We start from the raw sequence: 18,756 nt of genomic DNA, 5'->3' as shown, positions 1-18,756 counted from the left end.
GGCATAGCGCGCCTGGCCGAACCTGGCCGAACCTGCCCTGTACCGACCATTTTTACCGAATGCCGTCGCCTTTTGGGATAGCGCAAACACAAGCCGCGGTCGCCATGGTGTATTGCCTACTGGCCTTTCCGGCAAGCATTAGTGTTAACAATCGGTCCAAGGAGAACTGATATGAAGGAGATGTTTGGTAAGACATTGGTTGCGCTCACCCTGGTGGCCGCCGGCGGCAGCGCCACGGCCCAGGACGTGGTGCGGCTGGGGAATCTCAAGTTGGCGCATTTCGGCGCCGTGTCCTATATCAAGGAAATCGCCCCAAGCTGCGGCATCCGGGTCGAGGAAAAGATGTTCGCCAAGGGGCTGGACATCATGCAGGCCATCATCGCCGGCGAGCTGGACGTGGGCGCGACCGCGTCCGAGGCCGCGATCCAGGGCCGCGCCGGCGGCGCTCCGGTGGTGGTGGTGGCCGGCTTCGCGCGCGGCGGGGCGCGGCTGGTGGCGCGGCCCGAACTGAAGATCGCGTCCATCCTCCAGCTCAAGGGCAAACGCGTGGGCGTCACCCGCGGCGGCATCCAGGAAGTGCTCCTGATGGCCGAACTGGCGCGCAACAAGCTGAGCGCCGACACCAGCGGCCGCAAGGACGTCCAGCTGGTGTACCTGTCCTATCCGGAGCTGAACCAGGCGCTGCTGGGCCGGCACATCGACGCGATGATGCAATCCGAGCCGCAATCGTCGCAGGCGATCAATATGGGTTTCGGGAAGGAGGTCATGAAGCCCTACGGGACGCCGATCGGCGAGCCGGTGCGCACCATGGTCATGACCGAGAAGTTCTACCGCGAGCGCCGGCCGCTGGCCGAGAAGTTCATGCGCTGCTTCGTCCAGGCCACGCGCACCTTCATCGACCGGCCCGACGTCGCCGAACACTATGTGCGCCAGTCGATGTTCAAGGGCCAGATCACGGTGGCCGACTTCCGCGCGGCGATGGCCAATTCGCCGTACTCCTACGACATCACGCCCCAGCACATCCAGGTCACGACCGACGTCATGGCGCAGACCGGGGTGGGGCGCATGGCGCGTCCGCCGCTGGCCAGCGACTGGGTCCGCACCGACCTGCTGGCCTCGGCCAAGAAAAGCCTGAACATCCAGTAAAGGGAGACGACATGGAACGCATCGAACGACGCAAGACGCCGCGCCGGGGTTCGCGCAATGCGCGGCTCCGATGGAACGACGCCACCGGCCTGGTGGTGCCGGTGCTGGCGATCGCGCTCTGGCAATGGGTGGCGGCCAGCGGCCTGGTCGACCGCCAGGTGCTGCCGGCGCCGCTGGACGTGTGGCGCAAATGGGTCGACTACCTGCTCCCGCTCGAGCCGTTCGCGCAGTACACCGACGGCGGCTGGCTCAAATGGGCGCTGTCCGGCGAACTGCCGCTCGACGTCGTCGCCAGCCTGTACCGGGTGGTGGTGGGCTTCGCCATCGGCGCCGGGCTGGCGCTGCCGCTCGGGCTGGCGATGGGAGCCAGCCAGCGCGTGCACGCCTGGATGAATCCCCTGGTGCAGGTGCTGCGGCCGATTCCGCCGATCGCCTACATCCCGCTGGCGATGCTGTGGTTCGGGCTCGGCAATCCGCCGGCGGTGTTCCTGATCGCGATCGGGGCGTTCTTCCCGGTGTTGATGAACACGATCGCCGGCGTGCGCCAGGTCGACGGCATCTATCTGCGCGCGGCGCACAACCTCGGCGCCGGCAAGCTGACGATGTTCCTGCGCGTGATCCTGCCGGCGGCGGTGCCCTACATCCTGTCCGGCGTGCGGATCGGGATCGGCACTGCCTTCATCGTCGTGATCGTGGCCGAGATGATCGCCGTGAACAGCGGCCTGGGTTTCCGCATCTCGGAGGCGCGCGAGTACTTCTGGTCCGACAAGGTCATCGCCGGGATGATCAGCATCGGCGTGCTGGGCCTGTTGATCGACATCGGCGTGAATCGGCTGAACAACCATCTGCTGCGCTGGCACCGCGGCCTGGAGCACTGACATGAACGACATCCATATCCGCATCGAAGGCGTCAATAAGGTGTTCGGCGCCGAAGACCATGAAGTGGTGGCCCTGCAGGGCATCGACCTGGAGATCCCTCGCGGGCAGTTCACCTGCCTGCTCGGCCCTTCCGGCTGCGGCAAGTCGACCCTGCTCAATGCGGTGGCCGGCTTCGCGCCGCCGTCCTCGGGCACGATCCTGGTCGACGGCCGCCCGGTCACCGGGCCGGGGCCGCAGCGCGGCATGGTGTTCCAGGAATACGCGCTGTTTCCCTGGATGACGGTCGAGCAGAACATCCGCTTCGGCCTCGAGATCAAGCGCATGCGCGGGCCGGAGATCGAGCGCCGGGTGAGCGACCTGCTGGGGCTGCTGTCGCTGGCCGACTTTCGTACCCGCTACCCGAAGGACCTGTCCGGCGGCATGCGCCAGCGGGTGGCGATCGCGCGCGTGCTGGCGCTCGATTCGCCGATCCTGCTGATGGACGAACCCTTCGGCGCGCTCGACGCGCTCACCCGGCGCAACCTGCAGGACGAGCTGCTGCGCCTGTGGGCCGAGCTGAAAAAGACGATCCTGTTCGTCACCCACAGCATCGAGGAGGCGATCTACCTGGCCGACCGCATCGTCGTGATGACGTACCGGCCGGGGACGATCAAGCGCGACCTCCTGGTCGAGATCGCGCGCCCGCGCGATCCGGCGGCGCCGGAATTCAACCAGCTCAAGCGCGAGCTGGGGCTGATGGTGATGGAAGAGCAGGCGCGGCATCACAACGACGAGTTGCGGATGGCGGCGGTGGATTGAACGCCCGCCACATATATATATATGCATGGCGTCGCCATCGGCGGGGCGGGAGGGGCTTCCCACCGGCGTTCGCCGATGGTGTAGACTCTTATTATGCAGAACTCCCTCTTCCTTGCCGCTGCCTTCCTGTACGCGGTATGCGCCCTGCTGCCGTCGCGGCTGGGCGCCGTCATCTCTGGCGTGACCGCCGGGGCCTGGGCCCTGCATGGCGTCGCGCTCGGCATGGACGTGATGGTGCCGGGACGGCTGCGGGTCGGCTTCGCCATCATGATTTCCAGCGCCTTGTGGGTCTCGGTGGCCGCCTACTGGTTCGAGAACCGCAATTTCGCCCTCGACGGTCTGCGCCGCCTGGTGATGCCGTTCGCGGCGGCGGCCACCCTGTTGCCGCTGCTGTTCCCGGGCACCCTGACGCCGCTGGCCGGCAAAACCGCCGCCTTCGGCTGGCATATCGCGGTCGCGGTGCTGGCCTACAGCACCCTGACCATCGCCGCGTTCCACGCCGTGCTGATGGCGCTGCAAGAAACGCGGCTGCATACCCGCACCGCCGGCGGCGGCTGGTTTGGCTCCGCGCTCGACCAGCTCCCGGCGTTGCTCACCATGGAAAAACTGTTGTTCCGTGTGATCTGGATCGGCTTCGTCCTGCTCAGCCTGACGGTCCTGTCGGGCTTCGTGTTCTCCGAACAGGTGTTCGGCCGGCCGCTGCTGCTCGACCACAAGAGCGTGTTCGCGCTGCTCTCGTGGGCGCTGTTCGCGGCGCTGCTGGCCGGGCGCAAGTGGCAGGGCTGGCGCGGCAAGACCGCGCTGCGCTTCACGCTGGCAGGCTTCGCCACCCTGGCGCTGGCCTACGTCGGTAGTCGCTTCGTGCTCGAAGTCGTCCTGCACCGGGGAGTCTACTGATGCGTATCTTGTTCTGGATTGCCCTTATCGTCCTCGTGGTCTTCGCCGTGCGCAGCAAGCTGCGCGCGCTCGCCAAGCGCAACGGGGTTCCTCCGCATATGCAGCGCGGCCCGGCCGCGCCGACCGGCCAGATCGAGGCCATGGCCCAGTGCGCCCATTGCGGCGTGTATTTCCCGGCGTCCGAGTCGGTGCACGCCGACGGCCAGGACTACTGCTCGCCAGGCCACGTGCGCCTGCCGCCCAAGTAGTTGAAGCCCGCGTCCGGCAGGCTGTCGGCGGGCGCGCGCGTCACCCTGTGGCGTTCGCTCCAGACCTTCACCGTCACCCGCATCGTCATCGCCCTGGTGCTGCTGCTGTACCTGGGCGTCGACCTGGAAAGCGGACAGCTGCGCCCGGACCCGGTCAACACCGAAACCTGCGTCTTCTATGTGCTGGCCGCCGCGCTGTTCGCGCTGGCGGCGCGCTGGCAACGGCGTTTCCTGATCCAGCTCGGGGTGCAGATCGGCGTCGACCTGGCCGTGATCTCGCTGCTGTATATCGCCGCCGGCGGCATGCGCAGCGGCCTGGGCATCCTCTATCTGTTCCCGCTGGCCGGCGCCGCGATCCTGGCGCCGCTGGTGCTGGCGCTGTTCTCGGCGGCGGTCGCGACGCTGTTCCTGCTCGGGCTGAACGTCTGGCAGCTGGTGGTCGAGGGGCGCGACCCGCCGCTGATGCAGGCCGGCCTGTTCGGCGCCGCCTTCTTCGCCGGCGTATTGATGGTCAACCGCCTGGCGGCGCGCCTGCTCAAGCAAGAGGAGCTGGCGGCCCGGCACGGCGCCGACCTGCGCATCCAGCAGGCGATCAACGAGATCGTGATCGCCGACGTCGGCGACGGCATCCTGGTGGTGGGGGAGGACGGCGCGGTCTTCACCGGCAACCCGGCGGCGCGCCGCATGCTGGGCCTGCAGGTCGACGCCGGTTTTTTGCTGCATGCCGTGCCGGCCTTCGAGCCGGTGGCGCTGGCCTTCGACGCCTGGCTGGCCGGCCCCGACAATGACAAGGCCTTCGTCACCCTGAAACCCTACCGCGAAGGCGACGGCGCCGGCGATGGTGAAGCTGAAATTCGCGGCCGGCGCGACCAGCCGGTGCACCTCAAATTGCGCTTCGCGCGCGTGGCCGACGGTGTCGATGCGGCCGGCCGCAGCGTGATCTTCATGCAGGACGTGAGCGCCATCGAAAACCAGGCGCAGCAACTCAAGCTGGCCTCGATGGGCCGCCTGACCGCCAGCATCGCGCACGAAGTGCGCAATCCGCTGTCGGCGATCGGCCACGCCACCGAGCTGCTGGCCGAAGACCTGCACGGCCCGGCCGAGGTGCGCCTGCTGAAGATCGTGCGCGACAACGTGACGCGCGTGAACCGCATGGTGGAAGACATCCTGCAGCTGTCGCGCAAGGCCCAGCCGAACGGCGAACCGGTGGCGCTCGGCCCGTTCCTGGAAGAGTTGAAGGCCGAATTCTGCGAAATCCACGGCCTGGCCGGTGATATAGTCTATATAGGCGATCCGGGCGGCAGCGCGGTGCGCTTCGATCCGCTGCACCTGCACGAGGTCTTGCTCAACCTGCTGAACAACGCGGTGCGCTACGCCAGCCGCCAGCCGGCCAGCATCCGCATCTTCCCGGCGCGCGACGCCGCCGGCCGGCGCGAGCTACACGTGCAGGACGACGGCCCCGGCATCACGCCTGAAGTGCGCGACCACCTGTTCGAGCCCTTCTATACTACGTCGAGCAAGGGAACCGGCCTGGGACTCTACCTGGCGCGCGAACTGTGCCTGAACAACGATGCGAAACTCGATTATGAATACCGGTTCGACCCGTCCGCGCTGGGACCGCGCAAGGCCAGCGGCCGCTTTGTCATCACTTTCGCGCTGGAGTAAGCCATGAGCGCGCCCCGCATCCTGGTGCTCGACGACGAAGCCGACCTGCGCGAGCTGCTCGAGATCACCCTGCTCAAGATGGGCCTGGACGTCGACAGCGCCGCCACGTTGCGCCAGGCACGTGCCTTGTTCGAGGAACACGACTACGCGCTGGTGCTCACCGATATGCGCCTGCCGGACGGCCTGGGGCTGGAACTGGTGCGCGAGATCGCCGCCTCGGGCAAGGGCACGCCGGTCGCCGTGATCACCGCCTACGGCAGCGCCGAGAACGCGGTGGTGGCGCTCAAGGCCGGCGCCTTCGACTACATCGCCAAGCCGGTGGCGCTCGACGCGCTGCGCGTGATGGTGCGCTCGGCCCTGAAACTGTCGGAAGGGGGCGCCGCGGCGCCTGACGGTGGAGCGATTGCTTCGCGCATGATCGGCCATTCCGCGGCGATGCAGTCGCTGCGGGCGCAGATCGCGCGCCTGGCGCGCTCGATGGCGCCGATCTCGATCACCGGCGAATCCGGCAGCGGCAAGGAGCTGGCGGCGCGCGAGATCCACGCCCAGAGCTCGCGTGCAGGTAAACCCTTCGTGGCGGTGAACTGCGGCGCGATCCCCGAAACCCTGATGGAGGCCGAGTTCTTCGGCTACCGCAAGGGCGCCTTCACCGGCGCGGCCGAGGAGCGCGACGGCTTCTTCCAGGCCGCCAACGGCGGCACCCTGATGCTCGACGAAGTGGCCGACTTGCCGCTGGCGATGCAGGTCAAGCTGCTGCGCGCGATCCAGGAGCGGCGCGTGCGCAAGATCGGCGCCACCAGCGAGGAGCCGGTCGACGTGCGCATCATCAGCGCCACCCACCAGGACCTGGCGCGCTGCGTCGAGACGGGCAAGTTCAGGCAAGACCTGTTCTACCGCCTGAACGTGATCGAGCTGGCGCTGCCGCCGCTGCGCGAGCGGCTGGACGACCTGGCCCTGCTGGCGAACGGCATCCTGGACCGGCTGGCCGGACCGGGGCAGGCGTCGCTGGGGCCGGGCGTGCTGGAGGCATTGAAGGCGTATTCCTTCCCCGGCAATGTGCGCGAGCTGGAGAACGTGCTGGAGCGGGCGCTGGCATTCGCCAACGATGGCGTGATCCAGGTCGGGGACTTGTCGCTCAAGGCGGCGCGGCCGGTGGAAGGGGGGCGGGGCGAGACGGCCACACCCGTCGCCGCACCGGCGCCGGTGTTGGCGACCCCTGCCACCGATCCTGCGCCGCCGCCTGAACCCAGGCCTGTGCCTGCCCCGGTCGCGCTTGGCCCCGCCGAACTGCCGAGCAACCTGCCGGAGTATCTCGAGCAGGTCGAACGCGACATCATCGGCCGCGCGCTGCAGCAGACCCAGTTCAACCGCACCCAGGCGGCGAGCCTGCTGGGCATCAGCGTGCGCCAGCTGCGTTATCAAATGCAGAAACTGGACATCAGCGCGCCGGACGATTGACGACATTCGCAGGGTTGGTGGCTCTGCCGCCGACGCGTGCAACGGGCGCCAACGATCACCGCGTCGGCAGGATCTGCCGACCCTAGCGATCGCCTCCAGTCACCTGTCCATGTTACTTTGTGGTAATTATTTTGGTGCATAATGCGCTGTGGCGGAGCATGCGCGCCTCATTTTGATTCCTGCGTAATTTGCTCATTTGGCGCAGATTTTTCTGATGTTAGTGCTTGCTCACCGTGTGCTCCCCTTCTTTTGTACGACGCTGAAATGTCAAGACTGCGCACGCCAAAAAACAAAAAAAATGACCATTTATTAGCTTGCCTCGATCGCAAGCGAGGTACTACAATTAGTCTCATATCAAAGCTTGGCACTAGATGTAGTGGTAGCAGACCGAACGGTACTAGCATTTTGGCCAGCTGAGAGTTGTCCGCACGTTGTCCACAAGTTGCCCACAAATTGCCCACACATTTGTTCAGCGACTTGTCTATTAAGCATCTGCTGACAAGCTTTATTTACATATTCTTAACCCTGCTTCTCTGGTTTGCCAGCATCGGCCACCGGCTGGCGGGGATTTGTTTTGCTTTTAATTTTGTTGACGGACCGCGGCGCCATCCGCCACCCGGTTCTCATGTACAAAGGCGGTCCGCCGCTCATCCTGGAGGCTCAATGCAAACAGCACAGAACATCTCGATCAACCAACACGTCACCCCAGGATCGGCGTCGACCAGCCCAACCCCGGCCGAGATCGTCGCGCGCGGCGATTACCGCGTCATCCGCCGCAACGGCGCCGTCGTCGCTTTCGAGCCGAACAAGATCTCGGTCGCGATGACCAAGGCCTTCCTGGCCGTGGCCGGCGGCCAGGGCGCGGTCTCGGCGCGCATCCGCGAACTGGTGGAACAGCTGACCGGCAACGTGGTGGCCGCGCTGGTGCGCCGTCAGCCGAACGGCGGCACCTTCCACATCGAAGACGTGCAGGACCAGGTCGAGCTGTCGCTGATGCGTTCGGGCGAACACGACGTGGCGCGTGAATACGTGCTGTACCGCGCCAAGCGCATGGACGAGCGCCGCGCGGCCAAGGAAGCCGCTGGCGGCGCGCCGGTCGCCGCGCCGCAGATCCACGTGGTCGACGGCGGCGAACGCCGCCTGCTGGACATCAACGACGTCCACGCCCTCGTGAACGCCGCCTGCTCGGGTCTGGAAAAGCACGTCGACGCCGACGCGATCGTCGCCGAGACCCTGAAGAACCTGTACGACGGCGTGCCGGTCGAAGAGCTGTACAAGTCCGCCATCCTGGCCGCCCGCGCGCTGATGGAAAAAGACCCGGCCTACAGCCAGGTGACCGCGCGCATCCTGCTGCACACCATCCGTAAAGAAGTGTTCGGTCACGAAGTGCCGCAAGCCGGCGCCGCCGCCGAATACCTGACCTACTTCCCGCAATACGTGGCGAAGGGCATCCAGGCCGAGCTGCTGGACGAAGAGCTGGGCAAGTACGACCTCGAGCGCCTGGCGAAGGCCATCGTCGCCGACCGCGACCTGCAGTTCGGCTACATCGGCCTGCAGACCCTGTACGACCGCTACTTCCTGCACGTGCGCGACGTGCGCATCGAAATGCCGCAGGCCTTCTACATGCGTGTCGCGATGGGCCTGGCACTGCGCGAAGACGACCGCGAAGCGCGCGCCATCGAGTTCTACAACCTGCTGTCGTCGTTCGACTTCATGAGCTCGACCCCGACCCTGTTCAACTCGGGCACCCGCCGCTCGCAGCTGTCGTCGTGCTACCTGACCACCGTCGGCGACGACCTGGAAGGCATCTACGACGCCATCAAGGAGAACGCGCTGCTGTCGAAGTTCGCCGGCGGCCTGGGCAACGACTGGACCCCGGTGCGCGCGCTGGGCTCGCGCATCAAGGGCACCAACGGCCGTTCGCAGGGCGTGGTCCCGTTCCTGAAAGTGGTCAACGACACCGCCGTGGCGGTGAACCAGGGCGGCAAGCGCAAGGGCGCGGTCTGCGCCTACCTGGAAACCTGGCACCTGGACATCGAAGAATTCCTGGACCTGCGCAAGAACACCGGCGACGACCGCCGCCGCACCCACGACATGAACACCGCGAACTGGATTCCCGACCTGTTCATGAAGCGCGTGATGGAAAAGGGCAGCTGGACCCTGTTCTCGCCGTCCGAGACGCCAGACCTGCACGACCTGACCGGCAAGGCCTTCGAGAAAGCCTACCTGGCCTATGAAACCAAAGCGGCCAACGGCGAAATGGCGGTCTTCAAGAAGATCGAAGCCATGGACCTGTGGCGCAAGATGCTGTCGATGCTGTTCGAAACCGGCCACCCATGGATCACCTTCAAGGACCCATGCAATATCCGTTCGCCGCAGCAGCACGTGGGCGTGGTGCACTCGTCGAACCTGTGCACCGAGATCACCCTGAACACCAGCGCCGACGAAATCGCCGTCTGCAACCTGGGCTCGGTGAACCTGCCGCAGCACATGAAGGGCGATGGCCTGGACCACGTCAAGCTGCAAAAGACCATCCGCACCGCGATGCGCATGCTGGACAACGTCATCGACATCAATTACTACGCGGTGGAGAAGGCGCGCAATTCGAACCTGCGCCACCGTCCGGTGGGCATGGGCGTCATGGGTCACCAGGACTGCCTGCACATGATGCGCATCCCGTTCGCGTCGGAGCAAGCGGTGAAGTTCGCCGACGTTTCGATGGAAGCGGTCTGCTACTACGCCTACCTGGCGTCGACCGAGCTGGCCGAAGAACGCGGCCGCTACGAGACCTACACCGGCTCGCTGTGGGACCGCGGCATCCTGCCGCAGGACTCGATCAAGCTGCTGGCGGAAGAACGCGGCGGCTACCTGGAGCAGGACACCAGCGAATCGATGGACTGGACCTTGGTGCGCGAGCGCATCAAGCAGTTCGGCATGCGTAACTCGAACTGCGTGGCGATCGCTCCGACCGCGACCATCTCGAACATCATCGGCGTGTCGGCCTGCATCGAACCGACCTTCCAGAACCTGTACGTGAAGTCGAACCTGTCGGGCGAATTCACCGAGATCAACTCGTACCTGGTGCGCGACCTGAAGGCGCGCGACCTGTGGGACGAAGTCATGATCGCCGACCTGAAGTACTTCGACGGTTCGCTCTCGAAGATCGACCGCGTGCCGCAAGACCTGCGCGACATCTACGCGACGGCCTTCGAAGTGGAGCCGAAGTGGCTGGTGGAAGCCGCCTCGCGCCGCCAGAAGTGGATCGACCAGGCCCAATCGCTGAACATCTACATGGCCGGCGCCTCGGGCAAGAAGCTGGACGAGACGTATAAACTGGCGTGGCTGCGTGGCCTGAAGACCACCTACTACCTGCGCACCATCGCCGCGACCCATCTGGAGAAGTCGACCACCCGCACCGGCGCCCTGAACGCCGTGCCGGTCTCGGGCGGCCTGCAGGCAGGTCATGCAGCGCCGGCAGCGGCTTCGGTCGCCGCCGCCGCGGCAGCAGCGCCAGCCGCACCGGAAGCCGAAGGCGCCGCCTGCTACCTGCGTCCGGGCGACGCCGGTTTCGACGAGTGCGAAGCCTGCCAGTAATGCTGTAACCGGGTGCGGGCCGACCAGACGGTCGCCCGCACCATCATCTCCGCTATCAACACATCATGTGGCCTCACCGCGCTTGTTCGCGCCAGGCCACGACAGAAGGAAATCACCATGCTCTCTTGGGACGACGAACCAACCAGCGCCCAGCGCGCCCCACAAGCCGCCAATCCAGAAGGCGCTCCCGCCGCTGAAGTGGCCAAGCGCGTCAACGCCGACGACAAGCGCATCATCAATGGCGAAACCGACGTGAACCAGCTGGTGCCGTTCAAGTACAAGTGGGCATGGGACAAGTACCTGGCCGGCTGCGCGAACCACTGGATGCCGCAGGAAGTGAACATGCAGCGCGACATCGAGCTGTGGAAGAACCCGAACGGCCTGTCGGAAGACGAGCGCCGCCTGGTCAAGCGCAATCTGGGCTTCTTCGTGACCGCCGACTCGCTGGCCGCGAACAACATCGTGCTGGGCACCTACCGCCACATCACCGCCCCCGAGTGCCGCCAGTACCTGCTGCGCCAGGCTTTCGAAGAGGCGATCCACACCCACGCCTACCAGTACATCGTCGAATCGCTGGGCCTGGACGAAGGCGAGATCTTCAACGCTTACAACGAGATCGAATCGATCCACGACAAGGACCAGTTCCTGATCCCGTTCATCGACGTCCTGACCAACCCTGACTTCAAGACCGGCACGGTCGAGAACGACCAGAAGCTGCTGAAGTCGATCATCGTCTTCGCCTGCCTGATGGAAGGCCTGTTCTTCTACGTCGGCTTCACCCAGATCCTGGCGCTCGGCCGCCAGAACAAGATGACCGGCGCCGCCGAGCAGTACCAGTACATCCTGCGCGACGAGTCGATGCACGTGAACTTCGGCATCGACCTGATCAACACGATCAAGATGGAAAACCCGCAGCTGTGGACCCCGGAATTCCGCGACGAGATCAAGGCCCTGTTCCTGCAGGCCGTCGACCTGGAATACCGCTACGCCGAAGACACCATGCCACGCGGCGTGCTGGGCCTGAACGCCCCGATGTTCAAGGGCTACCTGCGCTTCATCGCCAACCGCCGCGCGGTGCAGATCGGCCTGGAGGCGCTGTTCCCGAACGAAGAGAATCCGTTCCCGTGGATGAGCGAGATGATCGATTTGAAGAAGGAGCGTAACTTCTTCGAGACGCGTGTAACCGAGTACCAGACCGGAGGCACCCTGAGCTGGGATTGATTGCTATCGGCATCGCATGAATGACAAAACCCCGCAGCTGCGGGGTTTTGTTTGTCCGGACCGCCTCAGGCGCCGTCCACAGGCACGACGACGTTCACGATCCAGGTCACGCCGAAGCGGTCCTTCAGCATGCCGTACAGCGGCGACCACTCGGCCGCCGCCAGCGGCTGTTCGATATCGGCGCCGTGCGCCAGCCCATTCCACAGCGTCCTGATCTCGTCCTGCGATTCGCCGACCAGCGCGGCGAAGAAGGCATTGCGGCCCTGGTCCCATGGCTTGGCGGCTTCGACGTCGTAGGCCATGATGTGAAAGCCACTCGGCGCCTTGACCTGGCCGTAGATGATGCGGTCGGCGTCCGCGGCGGCGCCGACCTTGCCCGACTCGCCGTAGGTCACCTGCATGATCTCGCCGCCGAACACGGACTGGTAGAAGGCGAGGGCGGCGCGCGCCTGGCCCTGGAAATTGAGGTGGATGACTGCCTGGACCGACATGGTGAACTCCTTTGGGTGGTAGAAAAGACAGGTGCTACTATAGGAAATCGTCCTGCCAATTCCTGTCAGTAGCCATGTCCCGCCCCAATCGTCTTTTCCGCTTGCTCGATGCCCTGCGCCGCCTGCCGGCGCCCGTCACGGCGGCCCAGCTGGCGCAGGAGACCGGCGTCTCGGTGCGCTCGGTCTACCGCGACATCGAGAGCCTGCGCGCGAGCGGCGCCGAGATCGGCGGCGAGCGCGGGTTCGGCTACACGCTGGTCGAAGACGGCACCCTGCGTCCGCAGACCTTCAGCCGCATCGAGATCGAAGCGCTCACGCTCGGCCTGGCCGAAGTGCGCAATATGGGCGACCCCGCATTGGCCGCGGCGGCCGAGTCGGTGCTGGGCAAGGTGGCCGCCACCTTGCCGTCGCTGGGCCAGCAGCACCTGCTGCACGCGGTGTCGCGGGTCTATCGTTTCGAGGAGCGCTTTCCGGCGCTGCCCGACATGGCGCTGGTGCGCGCCTGCTGCTGGCGCGAAGAGGCGCTCACCATTGACTACGTCGACCGCGACGGCGCCGCGACCAGCCGCACGATCTGGCCGCTCGCCATCGTCTACCTCGACCGGATGCTGGTGGTGCTGGCGCGCTGCTGCCTGCGCGACGACTTCCGGATGTTCCGCGCCGACCGCATCGCCGCGGTCGCGGCCACCGGCATCAGTTTCAGGCCGCGCCGCGCGGCGCTGCTGCGCGATTACGGCGCCAGGCTGGCCGACGAAGGATAAATGCGTGCGCAGGGATAACTTGCCCTATGATGGCGATTTTTCACGCCTGACCAGGAGTCAACCTTGCAAGCCAACACCCTGACGCTGCATGCCCTCATGCTCGCCAGCCTGGCGACGGTATCCGTCGCTCACGCCGCCTCCGCGCCGCAAGTCACCGCCGGCCGCACCATCTTCCAGAACAACTGCGCCAGCTGCCACACGGTCGATGCGAAGCTGTCGCCGCTGGCCGGTCCCGGCATGTTCGGCGTCGTCGGCCGCAAGGCCGCCGGCGTCCCCGGCTTCGGTTACTCGGGCGCGCTGGCCAAGGCCGGCGCCGCGGGCCTGGTCTGGACCCGCGAAGAACTCGACATGTTCCTGCTCGACCCGGCCAAGCGGGTGCCCGGCACCACGATGCCGGTCGGCGTGCCGGACCAGAAGATGCGCACCGCGCTGATCGACTACCTGGCCAGCCTGCAAGGCCCTGCCACCGCCGCCGCCGCGCCGGCCGCAGCCGCCAAGCCGGCGGACCGCGCCGGTTCCTGGGACGACACCCAGCCCGGCAAGATCTTCCACATCAAGCCGGGCGACCTGGCCAAGCCGTTCGCCACCGAGAGCGCCGGCAACAGCCCGCGCGTGCAGGCGCGTCCGAACGGCTCGCTGCCGATCGTGATGCCGGGCTTCGAGGTCAGCGTGTTCGCGCAGGATGCCGACAAGCCGCGCGTCGCGCTGCGCGCGCCGAACGGCGACGTGTTCCTGGCCGCGACCGGCGCCGGCGAAGTCAAAGTGCTGCGCTCGAAGAACGGCGACAAGGCCGATACCGCCGCGGTGTTCGCCAGCGGCCTGTCGCGTCCTTACGGCATGGCGTTCTGGCCTTCCGGCGCCAACCCGCAATACCTGTACGTCGCGGGCGTCAATTCGGTGGTGCGCATCCCCTACCGCAACGGCGACCTGAAGGCGCGCGGGCAAGCCGAGGTGATCATCCCCGAGCTGTCCGAGACCAGCGGCGGCCACACCACCCGCACCCTGGTGTTCTCGAAGGACGACAAGACGATGCTGCTGTCGATCGGCTCGGCCACCAACGTCGCCAGCGACATCGGACCAAAGCCGCCGCTGCCGCTCGCCGAATGGGAGAAAAAGCACGGCGTAGGCAGCGCCTGGGGCGTCGAGACCGACCGCGCCACCGTGATGGCCTTCGACCCGGACGGCAAGAACCGCCGCACGTATGCGACCGGCCTGCGCAACTGCGTCGGCCTGCTGGTGTATCCGGCCACCGGCGACGTGATGTGCAATGTGAACGAGCGCGACGCGCTGGGCGACAACCTGCCGCCGGACTACCTGACGCGCGTGAAGCAGGGCGGCTTCTACGGCTGGCCGTGGTACTACATCGGCGACAACGAAGACCCGCGCCTGAAGGGCATCCGCCCCGACCTGAAGGGCAAGACGATCACCCCGGACGTGCTGCTGCAGGCCCACTCGGCGCCGCTGGGCATGGTGGTGTATCACGCGCCGAAGGGCGCCAAGCACGCTTTCCCGAAGGAGTACGAGGGTGAGGTTTTCGTCGCGCTGCACGGCTCCTGGAACCGCGGCGTGCGCACCGGCTACAAGGTGGCGCGCATGTTCATGAAGGATGGCGTGCCGACCGGGCAGTACCAGGACTTCATGAGCGGCATGGTGATCAGCGACCGCGACGTCTGGGGCCGCCCGGCCGCGGTCGAAGTCGCGGCCGACGGCGCTTTGCTGGTGGTGGACGACGCCGGCGGCACGGTGTGGCGCATCGTGCCCAAACGCTAGATCGGCGCCACGGCTTGCGCTATGATGGAACCGACGCGGCGGCCGCCGCGTCGATTCCTGAATACCTACGATCCGGAGCAGCGCATGCGACACCCCGGTAGTTTGCTGGCAGTATTCCTTGCCGTCACCCACGGCGCCTGCGCCGCCAGTCAAGCGGAACCCGTCCGGCTGCCGATGGCCCCGGCCATCCATCCGGAGCGCATGCCCCGCGACGCAGCCTGCGCCGGCCTGATCGAACGCGCCCTGGCGCGCGACGCCGAAGGCGGGTTCAAGCTGGCCGGCATGCTCATCACGAACACCGATCCGAAGCCGGGCCACCCAACGGGGGCGCTGCGTCCCACCGGCAGCCATCCGGCCGACATCCCGACCCGGCAACTGGACGGCACCTTCCGCGCGCTGTTCGTCAACTGCGAAACGCGCCAGGCTTATGTCTCAAAGCGTGGCGCGGTCATCGACATCACTTACTGGTACGGGCCGTTCGGCCTGTGAACCTTCACGCCGCCAGCGGCAGGGCCTTGCGGCCGGTGACGGAGTCCAGGCTCCAGGCGCCGGCGCCGAAGGCCACCACCTGCAACAGGCCGCCGGCCATCGCGACGTTCTTCAACAGGTGGATCAGCTGGTTCTGGTCGCCGATCGCGTTATGGAACACGAAGGCCGTCACCAGCGAGAACGCCGCCAGGCCGGCCGCGACGAGGCGGGTCTGGTAGCCGAGGGCGAGCAGGGCGCCGCCGCCGATCTCGATGGCGATCGCGCCGACCAGGGCGAGCGAGGCGAAAGGCAGCCCGACCGACTGGATGTAGCCCAGGGTCGCCTCCGGCGCCAGCGCCTTGCCGACGCCGCTGAAGACGAAGATCGTGGCCATCAGGATGCGGCCGATGGCGGGGATGATGGACTGGCTGGTCTGGGTGGCGTTGGCGTACATGGTCGTTCCTTTCGAATGGTTGTCGTGGTTGACGCCAGCTCGTGTGCGGCGTCCATGAACAACATCTTAGGCGTGCTTGATCGATCCAAGAAGCCTATATAATTCGATATCAACTATCGATGGAGTAGATGGATGCTCGACGGGATGTCCATGGACCAGCTGCGCACTTTTATCGCCGCAGCCGACGAGGGCAGCTTTTCCGCCGCCGGCCGCAAGCTGCGGCGCGCGCAGTCGGTGGTGAGCCACACGCTGGCCAATCTCGAGTCGCAGGTGGGCTTCGCGCTGTTCGACCGCTCGGGACGTTATCCGCAACTGACCGAGGCCGGACGCGCCTTGCTGGCCGAGGCGCGCCACGCGGCCGACGGCATGGATGCGTTCAAGGCGCGGGCGCGCGCGCTGGCCGGTGGCCTGGAGCCGGAGCTGTCGGTGGCGGTCGACGTAATGTATCCGATCGTGAAGCTCACCGAGGCGGTGCAGGCCTTCCACCGCGAGTTTCCATCGACGCCGCTGCGCCTGTACGTCGAGGCGCTCGGCGCCGTGGTGCAGCCGCTGCTCGATGGGCAGTGCCGTATCGCGGTGATCGGTTCGTTCCCGGAAGTGCCGGCCGCCTGCGCTTCGGAATATTTGCTCGGCGTGCAGGCGGCGACGGTGGTCGCGCCCGACCATCCGCTGGCGCGCACCGAAGGCACGGTGATGCGGGCGGAGGCGGGGCGCCACGTGCAGTTGGTGCTGACCGACCGCTCGAGCCTGACCCGTGGCCGCGACTTCGGCGTGCTGTCGCCGCGCGTGTGGCGCCTGGCCGATCTCGGCGCCAAGCACGCCTTCCTGCGCGCCGGCCTGGGCTGGGGCAACATGCCGCTGCATATGGTCGAGCAAGACCTGGCGAGCGGCGCGCTGGTGCGCATCGAACTCGAAACGCATCCGGTGCTCGGGTCGGGCTTTTCGATGCACGCGATCTTCATGAAGGACCAGCCGCCGGGACCGGCGGGGCGCTGGTTCATCGAGCGCCTGAAATCCGGCGGTTGACGGCGAACGCGCAGTCGCTGGCGCGTCGACCGCGGAGGCGGCGCGCTGCGTTGAACGATCGCCACCATGCGCGTCCTGCCGCCGGGCGCCGCGATGGCTGAGGGACGCTCGTGCAGCGAATGGTGTGGCATGCCAGGTCATTTCGACTGGCGCGATTGGGTGCGGAGTATGCGCGCTGGCGTAAAGCCAGACTTACTCGGATGACGTTGATTCAGATGCATTGGTGCGCTGGCGGCGCTTTGCGGTCATGCGGCGCTGGAAACGGGAATATGCCCCGCTGGCGCAGGCAAGATGCCGGCGTGATTCCCGCTTATCGATCAGTTGAAATGCGATAGGTAAAGGCTGCAGCGCATGTCAGGCATGTCGGTGATTGGCGCGCGGGTGCGCAATTCAACGTCCAAATCGCGCGACTTTTTTTGCGATTCACGGTTGCGCGCTCACAAAGAATGCGCGTACTTTACGTGATTGAATTTGTCAAATCGAGAAGATGTGATATTGTCGCGGGCATCGGGCAAAATCGATCGAATAATAGGACGCTGAACCAAACAGTATGCACGGAAGCGAAGCGAAAAGAACAAGCCGGCTTGTCTGACCAATTGCTCAGGCAAGGCGGCTTTTTCTTTTCGCACCCGCAAGGGTAGCGATGTGAAACGCTGGAACGGTGACCTGTCGACGTTGGCTGAAGCGCTGCAACTGTGAGGAGTTGCAGCAGTTCAGCCGGTGCCGGATTCATTGGCCTAAATCGACGCTTGCTTTGGTCCGATGAATAATTCGCCGGGTTTGATCCGGCGGGTTTTAAACCTTGAGCGTATTTCTCATCGCAGATGAAGGAGAACAAGAATGGCAACCGCTAAGAAACCAGCAGCAAAGGCAGCAGCAAAGAGCGCGCCTTCGTCCACGACGAAGTCGAACGCAAAGGCTGCAGCAGAGAAACCAGTCGCAAAGAAAGCCGCGACCAAGACCACCACCAAGGCAGCCGCCAAGCCGGCAGCCAAGGCCGTGAGCAAGCCGGCAGCAAAAACCGCTGCTAAACCTGTTGCAAAGAAAGCTACTGCAACCAAGACCGCCGCGACCAAAACCGCTGCTACCAAGGCAACGGCCAAAACCGCGACCAAATCGGCAGCCAAGCCGGCAGCAAAGCCTGCAGTGAAGAAAGCCGCTGCAAAACCGGCAGCCAAGTCGGCAACCAAGCCAGCAGCGAAGAAAGCCGCTGCTAAACCGGCAGCCAAGTCGGCAACTAAGCCGGCAGCGAAGAAAGCCGTCGCTAAACCGGCAGCCAAGTCGGCAACCAAGCCGGCAGCAAAGAAGGCCGCCGCTAAACCGGCAGCTAAGTCGGCAACTAAGTCGGCAACTAAGTCGGCCACCAAGCCGGCAGCAAAGAAAGCCGCTGCTAAACCAGCAGCCAAGCCGGCAGCGAAAAAGGCCGCCGCTAAACCAGCCGCCAAGTCGACCGCTAAAACCGCGACCAAAGCCGCCGCTAAACCTGCAGCCAAAAAAGCGACTGCAAGCAAGGCCGCCGCTAAACCGGTAGCAAAGAAAGCGACCGCCACCAAGGCAGCCGCCAAACCGGCAGCGAAAAAAGCGACCGCGACCAAAACCGCCGCCAAACCGGCAGCGAAGAAAGCGACCGCAAGCAAAACCGCCGCCAAACCGGCAGCAAAGAAAGCGACCGCCACCAAAACCGCCGCCAAACCGGCAGCGAAAAAAGCGACCGCGACCAAAACCGCCGCCAAACCGGCAGCGAAAAAAGCGACCGCCACCAAAACCGCCGCAAAACCAGCTGTGAAGAAAGCGTCGCCCGCAGCAAAAAAAGCCTCGCCGGCCGCTAATAAAGCTGCGCCGGCTGCAACCAAGGCTGCTCCAGCCGCCAAAAAAGCTGC

At 65.6% G+C, this 18,756-nt stretch carries 16 protein-coding genes; 13 read left to right on the top strand and 3 right to left on the bottom strand.

What is annotated here, in order from left to right; genetic code table 11:
* The first annotated feature begins 171 nt into the window (after window positions 1-171).
* The 9 genes from KY496_RS15180 to KY496_RS15140 all read left to right on the top strand — a co-directional run bounded on the left by KY496_RS15180 (window position 172) and on the right by KY496_RS15140 (window position 11,906).
* A complete protein-coding gene (locus KY496_RS15180; protein ID WP_219861361.1) occupies window positions 172-1,146 on the top strand; it encodes an ABC transporter substrate-binding protein in 975 nt (324 codons plus the stop codon).
* A gap of 11 nt (window positions 1,147-1,157) precedes the next feature.
* On the top strand, window positions 1,158-2,024 hold the full coding sequence (locus tag KY496_RS15175; RefSeq protein WP_229520285.1) for an ABC transporter permease: 867 nt from the start codon (window positions 1,158-1,160) through the stop codon (window positions 2,022-2,024).
* A 1-nt stretch (window position 2,025) separates the two neighbouring features.
* Window positions 2,026-2,823 carry an ABC transporter ATP-binding protein gene (locus KY496_RS15170; protein WP_219861359.1) on the top strand — a complete coding sequence of 266 codons (798 nt, stop codon included), beginning with the start codon at window positions 2,026-2,028 and terminating at the stop codon, window positions 2,821-2,823.
* A 93-nt stretch (window positions 2,824-2,916) separates the two neighbouring features.
* Entirely contained in the window at window positions 2,917-3,720 is an 804-nt protein-coding gene (locus tag KY496_RS15165) for an inner membrane protein YpjD (protein ID WP_005665245.1), read from the top strand.
* On the top strand, window positions 3,720-3,968 hold the full coding sequence (locus KY496_RS15160) for a PP0621 family protein (RefSeq protein ID WP_005665246.1): 249 nt from the start codon (window positions 3,720-3,722) through the stop codon (window positions 3,966-3,968). The genes KY496_RS15165 and KY496_RS15160 overlap by 1 nt, the downstream gene beginning before the upstream one ends.
* Entirely contained in the window at window positions 3,969-5,633 is a 1,665-nt protein-coding gene (locus KY496_RS15155; protein WP_184236861.1) for a nitrogen regulation protein NR(II), read from the top strand.
* A gap of 3 nt (window positions 5,634-5,636) precedes the next feature.
* On the top strand, window positions 5,637-7,091 hold the full coding sequence (locus KY496_RS15150; protein WP_219861357.1) for a sigma-54 dependent transcriptional regulator: 1,455 nt from the start codon (window positions 5,637-5,639) through the stop codon (window positions 7,089-7,091).
* Window positions 7,092-7,754: 663 nt separating this feature from the next.
* On the top strand, window positions 7,755-10,685 hold the full coding sequence (locus KY496_RS15145; RefSeq protein WP_219861355.1) for a ribonucleoside-diphosphate reductase subunit alpha: 2,931 nt from the start codon (window positions 7,755-7,757) through the stop codon (window positions 10,683-10,685).
* A gap of 117 nt (window positions 10,686-10,802) precedes the next feature.
* Window positions 10,803-11,906: a ribonucleotide-diphosphate reductase subunit beta gene (locus KY496_RS15140; protein ID WP_219861353.1), complete on the top strand. Its 1,104-nt coding sequence runs from the start codon at window positions 10,803-10,805 to the stop codon at window positions 11,904-11,906.
* 65 nt (window positions 11,907-11,971) lie between these two features.
* Here the strand turns inward: KY496_RS15140 and KY496_RS15135 are convergent, their stop codons facing one another.
* On the bottom strand, window positions 11,972-12,397 hold the full coding sequence (locus KY496_RS15135) for a VOC family protein (RefSeq protein ID WP_219861351.1): 426 nt from the start codon (window positions 12,395-12,397) through the stop codon (window positions 11,972-11,974).
* Window positions 12,398-12,471: 74 nt separating this feature from the next.
* On the opposite strand from KY496_RS15135, the gene KY496_RS15130 reads away from it, so the two are divergent.
* The 3 genes from KY496_RS15130 to KY496_RS15120 all read left to right on the top strand — a co-directional run bounded on the left by KY496_RS15130 (window position 12,472) and on the right by KY496_RS15120 (window position 15,417).
* A complete protein-coding gene (locus KY496_RS15130) occupies window positions 12,472-13,158 on the top strand; it encodes a YafY family protein (RefSeq protein WP_219861349.1) in 687 nt (228 codons plus the stop codon).
* Between the two features lie 63 nt (window positions 13,159-13,221).
* The gene (locus KY496_RS15125; RefSeq protein WP_219861347.1) at window positions 13,222-14,928 is read left to right on the top strand and encodes a PQQ-dependent sugar dehydrogenase; all 1,707 of its coding nucleotides are present in this window, start codon (window positions 13,222-13,224) and stop codon (window positions 14,926-14,928) included.
* Window positions 14,929-15,012: 84 nt separating this feature from the next.
* A complete protein-coding gene (locus KY496_RS15120; RefSeq protein WP_184236879.1) occupies window positions 15,013-15,417 on the top strand; it encodes a hypothetical protein in 405 nt (134 codons plus the stop codon).
* Between the two features lie 4 nt (window positions 15,418-15,421).
* Here KY496_RS15120 and KY496_RS15115 read toward each other — a convergent pair whose 3' ends face one another.
* The gene (locus KY496_RS15115) at window positions 15,422-15,850 is read right to left on the bottom strand and encodes a DoxX family protein (protein WP_184236882.1); all 429 of its coding nucleotides are present in this window, start codon (window positions 15,848-15,850) and stop codon (window positions 15,422-15,424) included.
* A 132-nt stretch (window positions 15,851-15,982) separates the two neighbouring features.
* On the opposite strand from KY496_RS15115, the gene KY496_RS15110 reads away from it, so the two are divergent.
* A complete protein-coding gene (locus KY496_RS15110; RefSeq protein ID WP_184236885.1) occupies window positions 15,983-16,876 on the top strand; it encodes a LysR family transcriptional regulator in 894 nt (297 codons plus the stop codon).
* 815 nt (window positions 16,877-17,691) lie between these two features.
* On the opposite strand, the gene KY496_RS27455 is transcribed toward KY496_RS15110, so the two are convergent.
* Window positions 17,692-18,729, bottom strand: coding sequence for a hypothetical protein (locus KY496_RS27455; protein WP_219861345.1), 1,038 nt, complete (start codon window positions 18,727-18,729; stop codon window positions 17,692-17,694).
* Window positions 18,730-18,756 lie beyond the last annotated feature (27 nt).

This window comes from Massilia sp. NP310 (assembly GCF_019443485.1).
GTDB lineage: Bacteria > Pseudomonadota > Gammaproteobacteria > Burkholderiales > Burkholderiaceae_D > Telluria > Telluria timonae.
This window is presented reverse-complemented; position numbering and strand designations above follow the sequence as displayed.